The 18,346-nt window shown below is 64.0% G+C and carries 16 protein-coding genes; 6 read left to right on the top strand and 10 right to left on the bottom strand.

Annotation, left to right across the window (positions count from 1 at the left end):
- Positions 1–106 precede the first annotated feature (106 nt).
- Positions 107–1,150 carry a class I SAM-dependent methyltransferase gene (locus tag EUU22_RS01785; RefSeq protein WP_129330402.1) on the top strand — a complete coding sequence of 348 codons (1,044 nt, stop codon included), beginning with the start codon at positions 107–109 and terminating at the stop codon, positions 1,148–1,150.
- A gap of 61 nt (positions 1,151–1,211) precedes the next feature.
- Here the strand turns inward: EUU22_RS01785 and EUU22_RS01780 are convergent, their stop codons facing one another.
- Positions 1,212–2,537 carry an NAD(P)/FAD-dependent oxidoreductase gene (locus EUU22_RS01780; protein ID WP_129330401.1) on the bottom strand — a complete coding sequence of 442 codons (1,326 nt, stop codon included), beginning with the start codon at positions 2,535–2,537 and terminating at the stop codon, positions 1,212–1,214.
- A 233-nt stretch (positions 2,538–2,770) separates the two neighbouring features.
- Here EUU22_RS01780 and EUU22_RS01775 point away from each other — a divergent pair, with 233 nt between their 5' ends.
- Entirely contained in the window at positions 2,771–3,247 is a 477-nt protein-coding gene (locus EUU22_RS01775) for an Lrp/AsnC family transcriptional regulator (RefSeq protein ID WP_129330400.1), read from the top strand.
- A 19-nt stretch (positions 3,248–3,266) separates the two neighbouring features.
- Here EUU22_RS01775 and EUU22_RS01770 read toward each other — a convergent pair whose 3' ends face one another.
- The 7 genes from EUU22_RS01770 to EUU22_RS01740 all read right to left on the bottom strand — a co-directional run bounded on the left by EUU22_RS01770 (position 3,267) and on the right by EUU22_RS01740 (position 11,722).
- A complete protein-coding gene (locus EUU22_RS01770) occupies positions 3,267–4,922 on the bottom strand; it encodes an ABC transporter ATP-binding protein (protein ID WP_129330399.1) in 1,656 nt (551 codons plus the stop codon).
- Complete coding sequence (locus EUU22_RS01765; RefSeq protein ID WP_129330398.1) at positions 4,922–5,764, bottom strand: ABC transporter permease; 843 nt, start codon at positions 5,762–5,764, stop codon at positions 4,922–4,924. The genes EUU22_RS01770 and EUU22_RS01765 overlap by 1 nt, the downstream gene beginning before the upstream one ends.
- Before the next feature lie 2 nt (positions 5,765–5,766).
- Positions 5,767–6,717, bottom strand: a complete 951-nt coding sequence (locus EUU22_RS01760; protein ID WP_129330397.1) for an ABC transporter permease — start codon at positions 6,715–6,717, stop codon at positions 5,767–5,769.
- Between the two features lie 141 nt (positions 6,718–6,858).
- Positions 6,859–8,469 (bottom strand): ABC transporter substrate-binding protein, encoded by a 1,611-nt coding sequence (locus tag EUU22_RS01755; RefSeq protein WP_129330396.1) that lies wholly within the window; start codon positions 8,467–8,469, stop codon positions 6,859–6,861.
- Between the two features lie 73 nt (positions 8,470–8,542).
- On the bottom strand, positions 8,543–9,256 hold the full coding sequence (locus EUU22_RS01750; protein ID WP_165351045.1) for an HAD-IA family hydrolase: 714 nt from the start codon (positions 9,254–9,256) through the stop codon (positions 8,543–8,545).
- A gap of 239 nt (positions 9,257–9,495) precedes the next feature.
- Entirely contained in the window at positions 9,496–10,872 is a 1,377-nt protein-coding gene (locus EUU22_RS01745; protein ID WP_129330395.1) for an aspartate aminotransferase family protein, read from the bottom strand.
- A 13-nt stretch (positions 10,873–10,885) separates the two neighbouring features.
- Positions 10,886–11,722 carry a GNAT family N-acetyltransferase gene (locus EUU22_RS01740; protein WP_129330394.1) on the bottom strand — a complete coding sequence of 279 codons (837 nt, stop codon included), beginning with the start codon at positions 11,720–11,722 and terminating at the stop codon, positions 10,886–10,888.
- 558 nt (positions 11,723–12,280) lie between these two features.
- Here EUU22_RS01740 and EUU22_RS01735 point away from each other — a divergent pair.
- Together EUU22_RS01735 and EUU22_RS01730 are read left to right on the top strand one after the other, a co-directional pair.
- Positions 12,281–12,949 (top strand): haloacid dehalogenase type II, encoded by a 669-nt coding sequence (locus EUU22_RS01735; RefSeq protein WP_129330393.1) that lies wholly within the window; start codon positions 12,281–12,283, stop codon positions 12,947–12,949.
- A 16-nt stretch (positions 12,950–12,965) separates the two neighbouring features.
- On the top strand, positions 12,966–14,240 hold the full coding sequence (locus EUU22_RS01730; protein WP_129330392.1) for an NAD(P)/FAD-dependent oxidoreductase: 1,275 nt from the start codon (positions 12,966–12,968) through the stop codon (positions 14,238–14,240).
- Here the strand turns inward: EUU22_RS01730 and EUU22_RS01725 are convergent.
- Positions 14,237–15,154 carry a LysR family transcriptional regulator gene (locus EUU22_RS01725; protein WP_129330391.1) on the bottom strand — a complete coding sequence of 306 codons (918 nt, stop codon included), beginning with the start codon at positions 15,152–15,154 and terminating at the stop codon, positions 14,237–14,239. The genes EUU22_RS01730 and EUU22_RS01725 overlap by 4 nt on opposite strands.
- Positions 15,155–15,275: 121 nt before the next feature.
- On the opposite strand from EUU22_RS01725, the gene EUU22_RS01720 reads away from it, so the two are divergent.
- Together EUU22_RS01720 and EUU22_RS01715 are read left to right on the top strand one after the other, a co-directional pair.
- A complete protein-coding gene (locus tag EUU22_RS01720; RefSeq protein ID WP_129330390.1) occupies positions 15,276–15,887 on the top strand; it encodes a glutathione S-transferase family protein in 612 nt (203 codons plus the stop codon).
- 12 nt (positions 15,888–15,899) lie between these two features.
- Complete coding sequence (locus EUU22_RS01715) at positions 15,900–16,853, top strand: pyridoxamine 5'-phosphate oxidase family protein (protein WP_129330389.1); 954 nt, start codon at positions 15,900–15,902, stop codon at positions 16,851–16,853.
- A 24-nt stretch (positions 16,854–16,877) separates the two neighbouring features.
- Here EUU22_RS01715 and EUU22_RS01710 read toward each other — a convergent pair whose 3' ends face one another.
- The gene (locus EUU22_RS01710; RefSeq protein ID WP_129330388.1) at positions 16,878–18,335 is read right to left on the bottom strand and encodes an NAD-dependent succinate-semialdehyde dehydrogenase; all 1,458 of its coding nucleotides are present in this window, start codon (positions 18,333–18,335) and stop codon (positions 16,878–16,880) included.
- Between the last annotated feature and the right edge of the window lie 11 nt (positions 18,336–18,346).

Here is an 18,346-nt window from a genome sequence, read left to right as displayed (position 1 = left end):
CATCTCTTTGCCTCGCCTTTTTATGATTTCTCGCACTGTACAAGTTGTAGCAAATCAGGCCATTCTCCCGCACGTAGTTAAGCCTTTGTTAAGGAGCGGAGCCTGTATGAGTCAGTTGAAAGTAGTGTTCGACGGCGAAAGCCTTATCACCCCCGACGCGATGGCTGGAGGAACCACCGCGGGAGACTATGAGCACTTCGACGAACAACTCGCGATCGGGCGCGGCGAGATCGCCGTGATGCTGGAGCTTGCAAGGCAGCGTTGGGAGAGGGCAGACGATCCGCGAGCCATCATCGACTACGTTGCAGGCGCGCTTCACGATATTCGTTCCCGGCTCCATCCGACCGTCTGGAAGGCGCTCGTGCCGGCAGTGCAGCGCCACCCGGTATCGGCGTTGTTCCTCGAGGACCCGTTCACTCGCTGGTCTTTCGAGAAGCCGCGCGGATATTCCGGCGACGCGCATCTTCTGGATTTCATCTACGGTCATCCGGATGCCGAGGCCGAGATCGCCGCCGCCACACCGACCGGCAAGGCCCTTTATGATTATACGAAGGACGCCTCGTCGTCGGTCGCCGTCCGCGAGCGTCGCGATCTGCTGACAAAATATGTCGATCAGGTCGCCGATGCGCGGGGACCGGAGACGGAGATCCTGACCATCGCCTCAGGGCATCTGAGGGAAGCGGATCGGTCCGTCGCGCTGCGCGAGCAGCGGCTCAAGCGATGGATCGCGCTCGATCAGGATCCGCTGAGTGTCGGATCGGTCGCCCGCGATTTCCAGGGAACCTGCGTGGAGGCTGTGAACGGCTCGGTCCGAAGCATTCTGAACGGCAAGCAAAAGCTCGGCAAGTTCGACTTCGTCTATGCCGCCGGTCTCTACGACTATCTCGCCGACAACGTCGCGGTGAAGCTGACGCAGAAATGCCTCGAGATGCTGAAGCCCGGCGGTCTCTTCCTGTTTGCCAATTTCGCCGAGGGTATCCGCGTCGAAGGTTACATGGAAACCTTCATGAACTGGGAACTCCTCTGGCGCAACGAGGCGGACATGTGGCGTATCGTCAACGCCAGCATCGACCGTAACGCCGTCGAGCCGCAGGTCTGGTTCTGCGAGAACCGCAACATCGTCTACGGCACGCTGCAGCTCCGCACGTGAGGACATCCGAAACCCCGGCGCAACGGCTCCGGGGTTTCGACGCCATAAGCCAGGGCATGAGCTAAAAGTCCGCGACCTTACCCCACGAACTCTTTCCGAACCGGTCGGGATGATAGGGTTTCGGGTCGACGATCGGTTCGTCGCCGGTCATGATGTCGGCGATCAGATGGCCGGCGCCGGGGCCGATCCCGAAGCCATGGCCGCTGAAGCCCGCCGCAAGGACGAAACCGGGAAGCCCCGTCACTTCGCCGATAGCGGGCACACCGTCCGGTGTACTGTCGATGTAGCCCGCCCAGGTCGCCGTAACAGGGCGGCCTTCGAGAGCCGGCAGCAACTCGATCGCCCGCTTGTGGGTGAGACGGATCGTGCCCTCGTCGACGACGGGGTCGAGGATGCGCATTCTCTCCATCGGTGTCGGCCGGTCGAGACGCCAGCGTGCGAGGCTCTCATGGCCTGAGCGGATGCCCTCCAACCCTCCGGGGGCAAGGCTCTTCCACCGCCGCAGGAACATCGGCATAAATTGCGGCGCGAAACGAACCTGCTGGCCGGTAGGGTCGACCCGTCCGCGGCTGCTGATCGCAAGCGTATGGCCGCCGTCGCCGCGGCGGGTGACGGAGATCGCGGCCGTGTGCAGGGCGTCCGGTATCGCGCCCTCGCCGGGGCCGACCGAGAGGATCGACGAACGGATCGATGCCTGCGGGAAAAGGATCCCGAGCTGGCGGCAGAAGGCCGATGCCCAGGCGCCGCCGGCAAGGACGGCAAGCTTGGTGCGGATCGTCCCGCGTTCGGTAACGACGGCGCTCAGCCGGCCGCCTTCCGTCTCGATGCCGCGGGCGGCACAGGACTGGTGTACCGTGCCGCCGAGCTTCAGGATTGCGCGGGCGACGGCCGGTGCGGCGCTCGCCGGATCGGCGACACCGTCGCTCGGCGAGAAGACGCCGCCTTTCCAGACCCTTCCGGTCGCCCCGGCCCTGGCCGTCGCGGCGGCCTCGTCGAGCATGTGGGTGGTGACGCCGACGGTGCGGGCGAAATCGCGCCACCGCGCCCAGCCTGAGAGCTCTTCCTCGCTGTTGCTGAGATAGAGAAGGCCGCACCGGCGGAAGCCGGTGTCCTCGCCGGTTTCGGCCGTAAACTCTTCCCAGAGGTCGAGGCTTCTCGTCGCCATTGGCAACTCGCGGGCGTCGCGATTCTGCTGACGGCACCAGCCCCAGTTTCGGCTCGATTGCTCGGCGCCGACGCGTCCCTTTTCGATCAGCGCTACTTTCAGTCCCCGTTTGGCGAGATGATAGGCGGCAAAGGCTCCGACGATCCCCGCGCCGATCACCACGGCGTCGGCTGCTTCCGGCAGGTCTGGTGTCGTCTCGATCAGCATCAGGGGTGCGGGCATGATCATCTCTCCTTGTCGCTTGCGAGAATAGCGCCGGAATTCCGGAGCCGTTGCCGCATATCGGCGGCCCGCAGCAGAAGATTCCGTTCTTTGAGGGGCCGGCGGATCATTGTGCCTCGGGCGGCGACGCCAAACGGAATAGACGCGCCAGGACAAAGTGTTAATGTGATTTCGAGGATGTCGCAGCATAAAATGCTACCGTCCGACAGGACTCATAGGCCGGAGGAAGCGCCATGAAACTCGATCGTATCGACATCAAGATTCTTCACGAGCTGCAGAAGAACGGTCGCATCACCAATGTCGAGCTGGCCGAACTCGTCCACCTTTCTCCGAGCCCCTGCCTCATGCGGGTGAAAAAGCTGCAGCAGGAAGGCTATATCGAGGGCTATTCGGCCCAGATCAATCTTGCCAAGCTCGGTCAGACCCTGACCGTCTTCACCGAGATCACGCTGAAGAACCATCGCCAGATCGACTTTGCCCGCTTCCTCGCGGCTGCAGAGAAGGTCGATCAGATCATCGAGTGCCATCTGGTGTCCGGCGGCTACGACTATCTCCTGAAATTCGTGACGGCGGGCATCGGTGAATACCAGACGATCATGGAACGGCTGACCGATCTCGATATCGGCATCGACAAGTACTTCAGCTTCGTCGTCTTGAAGTCCCCGATCGTCAAGGCGCACCTGCCGCTGACGAGCCTCTTTCCCGTTTGACCCGGCCTACAGCCGCGCGTCAGGCGTGGCTGTAGGCCCTGACCTGCTCCGGGTCGAGATTGAGGTTGTCGAGCCAGGTCGGGTCGAGTTTCGGCACCGACGAGAACAGCAGGCTGGAATAGGGATGCGTGGGCGCCTTGGCCTGTGCCGGCGTCAGTTCCTCGACTTTCTTGCCGCCATACATCACGACGATCCTGTCGCAGATCGCCTCGACGACGGAGAGGTCGTGGCTGATGAAGACGTAGGAGAGCGACAATTCCCTCTGCAACTCCTTCAGGAGGTCGATGATTGCGGCGGCGACCACGGTGTCGAGCGCCGAGGTGATCTCGTCGCAGAGGATGAGCTTCGGCTCGGCGGCAAGCGCGCGTGCGAAGTTGACGCGCTGCTTCTGTCCGCCCGAAAGCTCGGCAGGCCGGCGGTGACGCAAGGCCCTGGGCAGATGCACCATGTCGAGAAGCTCCTCGATCCGCGCGTCGCGGGCCTTGCCCTTCATGCCGTGGTAGAAGGTCAGGGGGCGCCCGAGGATATCCTCGATCGATTTCGCCGGATTGAGCGCGGTATCGGCATACTGGAAGACGATCTGCAGTTCTCGCACCTGGTCGCGCGTGCGCTGACGGCTCGACGGGGCAAGCTCGTGGCCGTCGAAGGTCATGGTCCCGGCGGAGACGGGCAGGATGCCGGCAATGGCGCGGGCCAGCGTCGATTTTCCGCAGCCAGATTCCCCGATAATGCCGAGATTGCGGCCCTTCTCGACGCTGAGGCTCACACCGCTGACAGCGCGCACGAGCGGCAGCCCGTCGGCCTGCATCGGACCGTAGCCCGCAATCACGTTGCTGATATCGAGAAGTGGTGCCTGTTTTGTCTCGGCAACCGCGGCGTCGTCACGCGGTTTCGGTTCGAAGGCTGCGAGAAGCTCGCGCGTATAGGGGTGCGTTGCACGATGCAGGATGTCATCCGTCGAGCCGGTTTCCTGAGCCTCTCCGCCGCGCAGCACCATGATGCGGTCGGCGATCTGTGCGACGACCGCGAGATCGTGCGAGACGTAGACGCCTGCGATGCCGCCGGCCTTCATCACAGACTTGAAAGCCTTCAGGACTTCGATCTGCGTCGTCACGTCGAGTGCCGTCGTCGGTTCGTCGAAGATGATGAGCTTCGGATCACCGATCATCGCCATCGCGGCGGCGAGCCGCTGCAACTGCCCGCCGGAAACCTGGTGTGGATAGCGCTCGCCGATATGGTCGGGATCGGGAAGCGACAGCGCACGGAAAAGGCCGATTGCCTTGCTCCTGGCTTCCGCCGGCGACATCAATCCATGGATCTTCGTCACTTCGATCACCTGGTCGATGATGCGGATCGCCGGGTTGAAGGCGGCTGCGGCCGATTGCGGTACATAGGCGACCTCCGTGCCGCGCACGGATGCAAGCTCGCGCTCGCCGAGCTTTGCCATGTCCTTTCCGTCGACGACGACGCTGCCGCCGGATATGCGGCAGCCGGTGCGCGCATGCCCGAGCAGGGTGAGCGCGATCGTGGTCTTGCCCGATCCGCTTTCACCGATGAGCGCAAGGATCTCTGCGGGGGCGATGTCGAGGCTGACGCCCTTGATAATTTCGACGCACCGGCCGGAGTCGGTCCTCGCCTCGACCTTCAGGTCACGGACTTCAACGAGATTCTTCATCAGGCGCTCCTGTCGCGGATCTTCTGCGGGAGGTTGTCGATCAGCAGATTCACGCTGATCGTCAGGCTGGCGATGGCAAGGCTCGGCACGATGACCGCCGGCGCTCCGAAAGGCAGGCCACCGATGTTCTCGTGAACGAGCGCTCCCCAGTCGGCATAGGGCGGCTGCACGCCAAGGCCCAGGAAGGAAAGGCCGGAAAGGAGCAGCACGATGAAGACGAAACGCAGGCCGAGGTCGGCGAGTACCGGCCCGAGAATGTTCGGCAGGATTTCCGACCGGATCAGATAGAGGGTTCCTTCGCCGCGGGTGCGGGCGACGGTGACGTAGTCCATCGTGTTGATGTTGACGGCGAGCGCGCGGGCGAAGCGATAGGCGCCCGGCGTGTAGATGACCGCGAGCGTGATGATCAGAACCGTGAGCGAGGAACCGACCGCCGCGACGATGACGAGGCCCGAGAGCTTGCCGGGGATGGAGTTCAACGCGTCGAGGAAGCGGCTCAGCGCCGCGTCGAACCAGCCGCCGGTCACCGCGGCCGTCATGCCGAGGACGACTCCGCTGAAGCACGCGATGGAGACGGCGGCAAGCGAGATTCCGACCGTGTAGCGGGCGCCCATCAGTGCACGCGAGACCATGTCGCGTCCGAGATAGTCGGAGCCGAGCCAGAGCTTGCTGCTGATCGGCCCGAAGAAGTCCTCGTCGACGATTTCGCCGACAGGGTGGGGGATGATATGCGGCGCAACGATCGCGACGACGCCCCAGAAGAGGATGACCGAAAGGCCGATCATGCCGACCCAATTGAAGCGGTAGCCGAATTTTCTCGACAGCATGGCGGGCAGGGTCATGGTCAGCGCAGCCTCGGATTTGCAAGAATGGCAATAATGTCGGCAAGCGTGATCAAGAGCAGGTAGCCGAAACAGAAGATCATCGCGCAGGACTGGATGAGCGGCAGGTCGCGGGTTTCAACGCCGTCGACCATCAGCTTGGCGACGCCCGGATAGTTGAAGATCGTCTCGACGATGATCACGCCGCCGACGAGGTAGGAGAGGGACAGTGCGATCGCATTGACGATCGGGCCGACTGCATTCGGCAAGGCATGGCGCAGGACCATGCGCGGCCGCGACGCACCCTTCAGGAGCGCGGCCTCGACATAGGGGGTGTCGATCGTCTCGACCACGGCGGCGCGCGTCATGCGGATCATCTGTGCCGAGACCACGAAAGTCAGCGTGATGACCGGCATGGCGTAAATCTTCAGCATCTGCCCGATGGATGTGACGTCGCTCGCGATCGAAAGCGCCGGAAGCCATTTGAGATAGACCGAGAAGATGAGAACGGCCGCCGTCGCAATCATGAATTCCGGGACGGAGATCACGCCGATCGTGCCGATCGTGACGATGCGATCATAGAGGGAGCCTCGGAACATGGCGGCCGTGATGCCGAGCGTCAGGGCAAGCGGCACGGCGATAAGGGTGGTCACGCCGGCGAGCCGCATCGTGTTGACGAAGCGGCCGCCGATCAGGTCGGCCACCGCAATATTGTTGACATAGGACGTGCCCAGGTCTCCCGTGGCCAGCCCCGCCAGCCAGCGCATGAAGCGGATGAACGCCGGCTCGTCGAGATGCATCGCGGTACGGAGCCCCGCCACCGCTTCCGGTGTCGCAGCCTGGCCGAGCAGGATCGTCGCGGTGTCGCCGGGAAGCATCGCCGTGGCGAAGAAGACCGCGAAAGAAACGATCAGCAGTGTCAGTGCCGCGATCAGAAGCCGCGCTCCGACAAGATTGAGGACATATGGGCTCATGAGAGGGCCCCTCTTCGGTTGAGCATCGATACGGCAGGCGATGCGATGCACGGGCCCGCTAAGATTACGGGCAAAAAACTGAGACGTCATCGGTGAAGATGATGGGAAGGCGACGGGCGCCTTCCCGGTTTTCAGCGGCTATCAGGCTTCGAGCCAGACATATTCGGCGAAGGCATAGCCCATCTGGCCGCCGAGCGGATTGGCCTCGAGGCCCTTCAGCTTGCCGGAGATCGCGTCGACGTTCGAGATGTAGACGGGGATCACCGTGCCGGCTTCCTCGGCGACCATGACCTGCATTTCGCCATAGATCGCCTTGCGCTGGGCTTCGTCCAGCGAGCCGCGGGCCTCGACCAGCATCTTGTCGAATTTCTCCGACTTGTAGTGGCTTTCGTTCCACGGCGCATCGGAGGCGTAGAGCAGCGAGAAGAGGATGTCCGCAGTCGGGCGCGGGTTGATGTTGCCGAAATGGACCGGCGCCTTGAGCCAATAGTTCGACCAATAGCCGTCGGAAGGCACGCGCTGGATGTCGAACTTCATGCCGATCTCGCTGCCGGCCTGCTGGACGAGCGTGGCCATGTCGACCGAGGCGGTGGCGGCATCCGATGCGACGATCGGGATCGACTGGCCGAGGAGGCCGGACTTCTCGAAGTGGAACTTGGCCTTCTCGGGATCGTAGGCTTTGGCCTTGAGCTCGGCGTTGTGGTAGATGTTCGCGGCGGAGATCGGCTGATCGTTCGCCACCTCGGCGAGCCCGCGCAGGACCGACTTTTTGATCTGCTCCCGGTTGATCAGGTATTTCATGCCCTGGACGAAGTCGGCCTTGCTGCCGGGTTCCATGTCGAGGCGGATGTTGAGGTCGGTGTAGTTGCCCGATGTCGTCTGCGACAGCACGAAGCCGGGCTGGCTTTCGACGAGCTTCATCGAACGCGGTGTGATCGAAGCAGCGAGATGAACGTCGCCGGAGAGAAGTGCGTTGACGCGGGCCGTGTCGTCGCTGATGGCGAAATACTCGAACGAGTCGATGTTGGCCCCGCCGGCCTTGAAGTAGTCGGGGTTCTTCACGAAGACGGACTTCACGCCCGGCTGGAAGGTCTCGACCTTGAATGCCCCGGTGCCGATGCCCTTTGAGAAGTCGGTGGTGCCGTCCTGCACGATCATGAAGTGATGCATGGCAAGGATCGTCGGCAGGTCGGCGTTCGGGTTGGCGAGCGTGATCTCGACAGTCAGCGGGTCCACGGCCTTGATGCCGGTGATCTGCTTGGCGATCGAATTGACCTTCGAACCGACGTCCGGATCGAGGTGCCGCTTCAGCGAGAAGACGACGTCCGCGGAAGACAGCGTCTTGCCGTCGTGGAATGTCACGCCGGAGCGCAGCTTGACTGTCCAGACCTTTGCGTCCGCCGTCTTGATGCTCTCGGCGAGCTCCATCTGGGTGATGCCGTCCTTGTTGAGGAAGGTCAGGCGATTGTAGAGGGCGCAGCAACGGACATAGTCCGTCGACAGTGATGCCTTGGCCGGGTCGAGCGTATCGGCGGTCGATGCCGACCATCCGGCGGCCTTCAGATGGCCACCCTTCGTCGGGGTGGCCGCGACCGCGTTGGATGCGCGTCCGAGGACGAGGCCGCCGGCCGAGAGCGCGACGCCGCCGGCGAGCATCATGTGAAGAAGTTCGCGGCGTGTCGCGCCGCGGCGGATGGCGTCTTCGACCATCGCGTCGTCATTTCTGTTCCAGTTGGTAATCTTGTCGGTCATGCTATTTCCCCTTTTTGTTGTCGGTTGAGGGCTGCCCGTCTTTCGCGGGCTGGCCCCTGGTGTTGAAGACAGGTCATTTTCGGGCCGTTGCCACGGCATCGGCAAGGTCGGCCATGGACGTGAAGTGATAGTCAGGCGTGGTGAACGCGGCAGGCTCGATCGTGCCGCCGTAGCCCTTCTGGGCGTGGCGCCGCTCGATCCAGCAATTGGTCATGCCGAGCTTCCGGGAAATCCCGATGTCGTGATACTGGCTCTGGGCGACATGCAGGATGTCCTCCCTGCCGGCGCCTTCCGAAGCGACGAAATCGAAGACCCGTTCGAAGAAGGCCGGATCTGGTTTCTCGGTCCCCGTGTCGTCGGCCGTGAAGGCGGCATGGAACGGATTGCCGAGTTCGGCCGCAAAATGGTCGAACGCCCAGCGCCGCGCGTTCGTCATGGCGACCAGCCGATAGTCACGCGCGAGGCGGGCAAGCGCCTCGGCGCTGTCCGGAAACGCTTTCCAGCTTCTGGCGGAATCGCGCAGCCGCTCGCCGTAGCGTCGCTCGGCCGGAAGCCCGAGCGTCGGCGCGATCGCGAGATAGACCCGGACCAGATCGTCGGGAAAAAGGTCTGCACCGTCGGAATAGCGGGCCTGCCTGTAGAGCGTCAGGGCTTCTTCACCATCGATGGTCACGCCGGCTTCCGAGGCGATCCCGGCAAGGCAGTCCTTGAGGCCCGCCTCGAAATCGATCAGGGTGCCGACCACGTCGAAGGTCATGTACTTGAAATCAGGCAGTTGCTTGCTCAAGTCCGTTTCCCCAGTTTCGCCGCGCGCCGTTCGCGCTTGCGGCAGATTATTTCGTTCCCGGTTCGGGCGACTGTCTCGCCTTCATTTCGAGCCCGCCGTTTGGTTCCGCGGGCCATTTCATTTATCAAGTGTGGCATCCGCACCGCACCGATTCCGCCGAAAAGACACAGCGGCGCGGCACAAAATTGCGAATCTGCCGGCCCCCGCGACATTTGGGGGCCTGGCTTCTCCGGAGGCATTCAGTCTTTCAGCGCCTGGCGCACATCCGGATCCTCGAGTGTCTGGTCCAGCGTCACGGCCGTGCGCTCGAGGATCGCGTCGATGTCCGCATCGGTGCAGCAGAGCGGCGGGGCATAACCCAGCACGCCGTTTGCGAAGGCGCGGATGACGAGGCCGTTTTCCCAGGCCCGGTCGAAGATGCGCCGCGCCGCCTGCGCTTCCGCGGGCAGCGGCGTCTTGTTCTTCTTGTCGACGACCAGTTCGACCGCCGCGAGCATGCCGCGCCCCCGAACCTCGCCGACCAGCGGGTGATCCTTCAGGGCCTCGAGGCCGGCCATCAGCCGAGCGCCGGCCTTTCTGCCGTTTTCGAGAAGGCCGTTCTCGTAGAGTTTCAATACTTCGAGACCGACGGCGGCGCTGACCGGATGGGCCGAATAGGTGTAGCCGTGGCCGACCGCCGAGGGGCCGGCGCCGTCGGCGATCGTCTGGTAGACATGGTCCGCCATGAACACGGCGCCCATCGGAACGTAACCGGAGGTGAGACCCTTGGCGGTGGTGATGAAGTCGGGAACGACACCTTCCTCGCTGCAGGCGAAAAGAGGCCCGGTCCGGCCGAAGCCTGTGATCACTTCGTCGGCGATGAAGAGGATTCCGAGTTCCCGGCAGAGATCGCCCATCGCCTTCAGCCAGCCGCGGGGCGGCACGATGACGCCGCCGGAGCCCTGGATCGGCTCGGCATAGAAAGCGGCGACCCGTTCCGGTCCGATCTCTTCGACCTTCGCCCGCAAGGCCGCAAGAGAAGCGGCGATGACGGCTTGCGGATCCTCGCCGACGGGGTTCCGGTAGGGATAGGGCGACGGAATCTTGTGTTGCCAGTCGAAGGGGATGCCGAAGCCGGCATGGAATGCCGGCAGGGCCGTGAGGCCGGCACCGACGGTGGAGGAGCCGTGATAACCCATCTCGATCGAGATGAACTGGTCGCGCCGGGGCTCGCCGCGCGCGGTCCAGTAATAGCGGACGAAGCGGATCGTGCTGTCGACGGCATCCGATCCTCCGAGTGTGAAATAGACGTGGTCGAGATCGCCCGGCGCGCGTTCGGCGAGTTCGGAGGCGAGGCGGATCGCCGGCTCGGAGCCGAGCCCAAAATAGGCGGTCGCATAGGGAAGCTCGCGCATCTGGCGGGCGGCGGCCTCGACGATGCTGTCGTGCCCGTAGCCGGCATTGACGCACCAGAGGCCGGCGAAGCCGTCAACCAGTTGCCGGCCGCTCGCATCGGTCACCGTCGCACCCCTGGCGGAGGCGAGCACGCGCACACCCTGTTGCTCGTGGCCGCGATAGGAGGCGACCGGATGGATGAGGTGAGCGCGATCGAGTTCGATGAGGGAATTGCTGTACATGATCTTCTCCGGATCAGCCGAGGGCCTGGTTGGCGAGGGCGAAGGTGGTGGGCGCGGGCGTCCCGCGGTGCTCGACGGGGCGGGCCATGGTGATGCCGCCGCCGACATGGGCGAGACCCTGCGCGGCAAGCCAGTCGGCGAGCCCGGCTTCGGCGCTGGTGTCGACGCGCAGGAAACGACCAGGCCGTTTCGCGATGAAATGTGAGACGAGGGTTTTTGCGTCCTCGAGCGTCGACGCGACGACGGGGCCGATCACCTCGCCGCGGCCGAAAGGCCGCAACGCGGCGAACGCGTCGACATGTCCGTCGCGGCGAAGAACCGCGAATTCGCCGATCGTGGCGAGATAGACGATCAGCCGTTCCCGGTCGGCTCCACAGGCGGCACGGTCGAGGGCAATGATCGCCGGCAGGTCCGCCAGCGAGGTGGGTTCGACGCCCGCAGGCGCCGGCATCTCGGCGGCGATGCCCTGGTGCTGGAGAATGGTTCCGGTCTGACGGAAGCCGAGTTTTTCGTAGAGCGGCAATCCTTCCGTCGTCGCGACGAGCCGTAGCGGAAGGTTGCCGGCGAGCCGGAATGCCGCATCCATGAGCTTGCGCCCGAGACCCTGCCCGCGCATCGCCTCGTCGACGATCACCATGTTGATGGTGGCGGCGTCCGTCTTGAAGGGTGTGACGAACACCGTGCCGACGACCTGTCCATCGCCGTCGACGGCGGCGACGCCGTCGCTCAGCGAAAGCGCCAGCCGCCAGTCCTCGAGGCGATGTGGCCATCCGGCCTGTCGGGAGAGGCGCAAGGCGCCCTCGAGGTGCTGCTCTCCGAAGCGCTCCAACTGTGTCTGCAATGTTCGCATGGGCAGATCCTTCATGTCTTGCCCATAGTGTCGAGGCTTCGGGGCCGGCAGATCGTCCGAAGGCGGTCTCGGCCTCGACATCTTCCGCCGTAGCACCAGCGGATGACCGCATCTTATGCTGTGGGGCTCGGTGCGCGCGGGCGCGCGTCCGGCCAGGTGGACCCCGCCCACCTGTCCGGATTTGTCAAATCCAACGGGCCTTCCATTCGTGGCGCTTGTTATCGCGTCGTTAAGGCTGAGGATCAGGTCGAGAAGGCGCCGGCGACGAAGCCGAGGCCACTCGCCTCGCCGAGTGCCTGGCTCGGATGCCGCTTCCGCACGGCTGCATCAAGTTGCCGTCGCGCCATGCCCTTGGGCGATCAAAACCGCCCCGCCTCGGGCGTCAAGGGTGAGAGTGCCGACGGGCACCCCCGCAACCATCTGCCAGCCGATGCTCCGCATACAGAATATTCTGCTTCGAGGCGCGGCAATTCAGTCGGGCTTGGCGCCGGAAGGCGGCTTATGATCATCCCAACAGCTGATACGGCGCTTGTGCCGCTTTCTCAAAGGATGACCCACATGACGACCTTCCGCCCGAAATACATCACCTTCGACTGCTATGGTACGCTCACCAATTTCCAGATGGCGGAAGCGGCACGCGACCTTTACGGCGAACGGCTCGACGAACCGAAGATGCTGGAGTTCATCAGGAACTTCGCCGCCTACCGCCTCGACGAGATCCTCGGGGACTGGAAGCCCTATGCCGAGGTCGTGCACAATGCGCTCGAGCGGAGCTGCAAGCGCAACGGCGTTTCCTTCAAGGACGAGGACGCACGCATGGTCTACGAGCGCGTACCGACCTGGGGTCCGCATGCCGACGTTCCGGCGGGCCTTGCCAAGGTCGCCAAGGAAATTCCTCTGGTGATCCTCTCCAACGCGATGAATTCCCAGATCATGTCGAATGTCGAAAAGCTCGGCGCGCCTTTCCACAAGGTCTATACGGCCGAGCAGGCGCAGGCTTACAAGCCGCGCTTTCAGGCGTTCGAATATATGTTCGACATGCTCGGCTGCGGCCCGGAAGATATTCTCCACTGCTCGTCCTCGTTCCGCTACGACCTGATGTCGGCGCATGATCTCGGCATCAAGAACAAGGTCTGGGTCAATCGCGGTCACGAGCCGGCGAACCCCTATTACGGCTATACCGAGATCGCCGACATTTCCGGGCTGCCGGGCGTTGTCGGGCTCTAGGTGAGGCGGACTTGTCATGAAATACCTGTCCTACTGGCATGACACGGCATCGGCCTTCTCCGGCGGGGCCGAAGGCTACGTCACGGGTCATTTCGACGTCGCGGTTGTCGGCGGCGGCTTCACCGGGCTTGCTGCCGCCCGGAGGCTCGCTATGGGCGGCGCGCGGGTCGTCGTGCTGGAGGCTGATCGGGTGGGCTCCGGCGCATCCGGTCGCAATGGTGGACATCTCAACAACGGCCTCGCCCACAGCTATCTCGCAGCGAAGGCGGAGCTCGGCAAGGAGCGGGCCATCGCCATTTACAAGGCGCTCGACGAGTCTGTCGATGAAATCGAGGCACTGGTCGCGGAGGAAGGCATCGAGTGCAATTTCCGCCGTGCCGGCAAGCTGAAACTGGCTTCGAAGCCGCAGCATTTCGAGGCGATCGCCCGCAATTTCGAGGCCGTGCACAGCGAGGTCGATCCCGACACGGCGCTTCTTTCGGCGACCGACCTGAGGAACGAGGTCGGGTCTCCCTTTCACGGCGCGATGCTGTCGAAGAAGAGCGCGATGATGCACATGGGCCGCTATGCCGCCGGTCTCGCCGATGCGGCCTGTCGGCGCGGCGCGATGATCTACGAGAATGCGGCGGTCACCGGTCAGCGCTCGGCCGGTGCGCGTCACATCCTGCAGACGACGCGCGGAACGGTGACGGCCGATCAGGTGTTGATCGCGACCGGAGCCTATACGACGCCCAATTTCGGCTATTTCCGCCGCCGCATCATCGCCGTCGGCAGTTTCATCATCGCGACACGGCCGCTCACCGATCAGGAAGTGGCGGCGACGATGCCCGGCAACCGCACCTGCGTCAATTCGATGAATATCGGCAATTATTTCCGGCTGTCGCCGGACAATCGCCTGATCTTCGGCGGACGCGCCCGTTTCTCCGCCACGTCCGACCAGCGCTCCGATGCAAAGAGCGGCGAGATCCTGCGGGAAAGCCTCGCCCGGATTTTTCCGCAGCTTGCACATGTCGAAATCGACTACTGCTGGGGCGGTCTGGTCGACATGACGAGGGACCGCTATCCCCGTGCCGGCTACCACGAGGGGCTCTGGTATGCGATGGGTTACTCCGGCCACGGGGCGCAGTTTTCCACCCATCTCGGCGTGGTGATGGCGGATGCGATGCTCGGACGGGACGACCGCAATCCTTTGAAGGGGCTCGACTGGCCGGCGGTGCCGGGGCATTTCGGCAAGCCGTGGTTCCTGCCGCTTGTCGGCCTCTACTACAAGATGATCGACAAGATTCGTTAAGGGCGGACGTCCGGGATTGCATTGACGCCCGGTCGATACCTGAGGCGCTCGGCAGCGAAGTCGACGAAGGCCCGCACACGGGCCGACACCATGCGGCCTTCGGCATGCACCAGATGGACCGGCACGGGCTCACGCTCGTAATCGGCAAGGACAACCTTGAGCCGTCCGGCTTCGACGTCGGCCGCTATCTGATACGACTGGAAGCGGGAAACGCCCCATCCGGCGACAGCCGCGGCGATGCTCGCATCATTGGTATTGCAGATGAGACGGGGAGCGATCGGAACGCGGATATCTTGGTCGCGTCCGAACAACCATTCCGAATGACCGAAAAGGCGGTCGCGTCCGATGATGCGGTGGTGCACAAGGTCTTGCGGTGTCCGAGGCTCCCCGAAACGGCTGAAATAGTCCGGTGACCCGCAGAGAACCTGGCGGATCGATCCGACGCGCCGCGCGACGAGGCCCGAGGCGGGCAGGGCCGCGATCCGCACCGCGACGTCCAGCCCCTCCTCGACGAGGTTCGTGACGCGGTCGACGAAGACCGTCTTCACCTGCATGGCCGGGTAGTGATCGAGGAAGTCGAGGATCACCGGCAGCACGTGGATGCGCCCGAAGAGAGCGGGGGCGGTGACGGTCAGCAGTCCCGCCGGATGGGTGAAACTGCCGGCGGCGTTCGCCTCCGCTTCGGCGATCTCCGCCAATATGCGCCGGCAGTCGGCGACATAGCCTTCGCCCGCTGCCGTCAGCTTCAGCGACCGGGTCGTGCGGACGAGGAGCCGCGTGCCGATGTGCTTTTCGAGGCTGGCAACGGCGCGGGTCACGGCCGGGGGGCTCATATGCAGCAGTCTGGCGGCCGGTGCGAAGCCGCCGCAGTCCACCACCTGCGTAAATATCCGCATCGCCTGCCAGCGATCCATGCCCGTGTTTCCTGAAACTATTATTCCACCTGTCGCAACAGTCTAATTCTCGGATCGGTGCTTATCAACATCGAGAATAACAATCACTCTGCGGTTCATCGTCGTTCGCAGGAGACCCGACATGAAACTCTACTATCATCCGCTGTCCGGCCACGCTCATCGGGCGCGGCTCTTCCTTTCACTGCTCGGCATTCCGCATGAGCTCCAGTACGTCGACTTCGCCAAGCGCGAGCATAAGTCCGACGCGTTCCTTGCGATCAACCCGTTCGGACAGGTTCCCGTTCTCGACGACGATGGCACGCTCATCTGCGATTCCAACGCGATCCTCGTCTATCTCGCCAAGAAGACGGGCCGGACCGACTGGCTGCCGGAAGATCCTGCCGGTGCAGCCGCCGTCCAGCGATGGCTCTCGGTCGCCGCCGGGCAGATTGCACACGGGCCGGCACAGGCGCGGCTCATCAATGTCTTCAAGGCGCCCTATCGTCCGGAAGAGGTCATTCCCCGTTCGCACGCGATCCTCACCCTGATCGAAGGCGCGCTCGACGGACGGGACTGGATCGCCGCCGATCATCCGACGATCGCCGACGTCGCTCTCTACAGCTATGTCGAGCGGGCGCCGGAAGGGGATGTCGACCTTAAGCCCTATCCGAACATCCGCCAGTGGCTCGGGCGCATCGAGGTGCTGCCGGGGTTCGTCGAATTCCAGAAGACGCCGATCGGGATCGATGCCTGAGGGGAGATCGCCATGGACAATCTCGCGTCGGATCGCTCGCCATGGCACGAGGGCGAGCGCGCCCTCCAGAGGCGCTATGGCGTGGAGACGCGCATGGACGAGGTCGGCCGCCGAGTGCTGCGCGATCATCTGATCGACCAGCACCGGGAATTCTATCCTCTCCTGCCGATGGTGGTGCTTGCCGCGGTCGACGGGGAGGGGCTGGTCTGGCCGACCTTGCGGGCGGGTCGCGCGGGGTTCCTCCGGGCGCCCGACGCGCACCGGTTGACGGTCGAACTCGCGCGGGATCCGGCGGACCCTGCCGACGCCGGAATGGATGATGGTGCAGCCATCGGCCTTCTCGGGATCGACCTGACGACCCGCCGCCGCAATCGGCTGAACGGCACCGTGCACCGTCACCAGGGAGGCTTCGATGTCGTCGTGGAGCAGAGCTTCGGCAACTGCCCAAAATACATCCAGCTCCGGGAGCCCCGCTTCGTCCGCGATCCGGCACTGCCGTCGGTGGCAGAGCCGGTGACAAGCACTGCTCTCGACCCGGCTGCCCGAAACCTCATCGAAGGCGCGGATACGTTCTTCGTCGGCACCTATGCCGACGTCGACGGCCGTCGACAGGTCGATGTCTCTCACCGCGGCGGACGGCGGGGGTTCGTTCGCGTCGGCGACGACGGCTGGCTCACCATTCCGGATCTTGCCGGCAACCGCTTCTTCAACACGCTCGGAAACATCGCCGTCAATCCGCGGGCCGGGCTGGTCTTCACGGACTTTTCGACGGGCACCCTCGTGCAGATGACGGGCGAGGCCGAGTTGCTGCCGGACGCCCCGGCTGATGCTTCGGTCGCCGGAGCGGAGCGCTACTGGCGCTTTCGCCCCGAACGTGTCGTCCGCAGGGGTGACGCGCTTCCCCTTCGTTATCAATTCACCGAGTGGTCGCCGTTTGCACTGGCGACCGGTGACTGGGATAAGTGACGGCCATCCGGCAGGGGGACGGCATCAGGCGAGTCCTCCAATGTGGAAGGTTTTCATCTCCAGATATTCCTCGATGCCGATCTGGGCGCCCTCGCGACCGAGACCGGACTGTTTCACCCCACCGAAGGGAGCGACTTCGGTCGAGACCAGTCCGGTGTTGAGGCCGATCATGCCGGCTTCGAGCGCCTCGGCCACCCGCCAGGAGCGCTTCAGGCTCTGGGTGTAGAAATAGGCCGCAAGACCGAACGGCGTGTCGTTGGCGATCCGGATCGCCTCGTCGTCCGTCTCGAAGCGGAAGAGCGGAGCGACCGGACCGAAGGTCTCTTCAAGGGCAAGCAGCATGTCGGTCGTCGCGCCGGTCAGCACCAGCGGTGCCGTGAACTGGGGTCCAAGACCGTCGGTTGTCGCGGCCGAAGCTATCTGTGCGCCCTTCGACAGGGCATCCTCGATGTGACGATTGATCTTCTCGATCGCCGCCTGGTTGATCATCGGTCCGATCGCGACGCCCGGCTCCGTGCCGGGGCCGACCTTCATCGCGTTGACGCGGGCGGTAAGCCGGGCGGCGAATTCGTCGTAGACACCGGACTGGACCAGTATGCGGTTGGCGCAGACGCAGGTCTGGCCGCCGTTGCGGAACTTGGACATGATCGCGCCTTCGACGGCGAGGTCGAGATCGGCGTCGTCGAAGACGATGAAGGGGGCGTTGCCGCCGAGTTCGAGCGACAGCCGCTTCACCGAATCCGCGGCTCCGCGCATCAGGAGCGAGCCGACGCGCGTCGATCCAGTAAACGAGATCTTCCGCACGGTCTCGTTTTCCATGATCTCGGCGCCTATCTCGGAAGGCTGGCCCGTGACAACGTTGATGACGCCGGCCGGAATACCCGCACGCTCGGCGAGCACCGCGATCGCGAGCGCCGAATAGGGCGTGAAGTCGGACGGCTTGATGACGACCGTGCAACCGGCGGCGAGCGCCGGCGCGACCTTGCGTGTGATCATCGCGTTGGGGAAGTTCCAGGGGGTGATGATGCCGCAGACGCCGATGGGCTCCTTGAGAACCACGATGCGGCGGTCAGGCGTCGGCGAGGGGATCGTCGTGCCGCCGATGCGGCGGGCCTCTTCCGCAAACCACTTGACGAAGCCCGCGCCGTAGCGGATTTCACCGGTCGCCTCGTTCAGGGGTTTGCCCTGTTCCGTGGTGAGGATCAGCGCGAGGTCGGCCTCGTGCTCCACCATGAGCGCGTACCATTTCTCGATAAGCGCCGCGCGTTCGGCGTGGGTCTTGGCGCGCCAGGCGGGATAGGCTGCACCGGCGGCGGCGATTGCGGCGCGGGTGTCCTCGCGTCCCATGTCCGGCACTGTGCCGATTGCCTTCTGCGTTGCGGGGTCGATGACCTCGATCACTTTGCCGGAGACAGCCGCACACCACTTGCCACCGATGAGGCCGGCCTGGCGGAAAAGATCTTTGTCGCTGAGGGTCTTCATGGTGGTCATCC

This window comes from Ciceribacter ferrooxidans (genome assembly GCF_004137355.1).
GTDB lineage: Bacteria > Pseudomonadota > Alphaproteobacteria > Rhizobiales > Rhizobiaceae > Allorhizobium > Allorhizobium ferrooxidans.
This window is presented reverse-complemented; position numbering and strand designations above follow the sequence as displayed.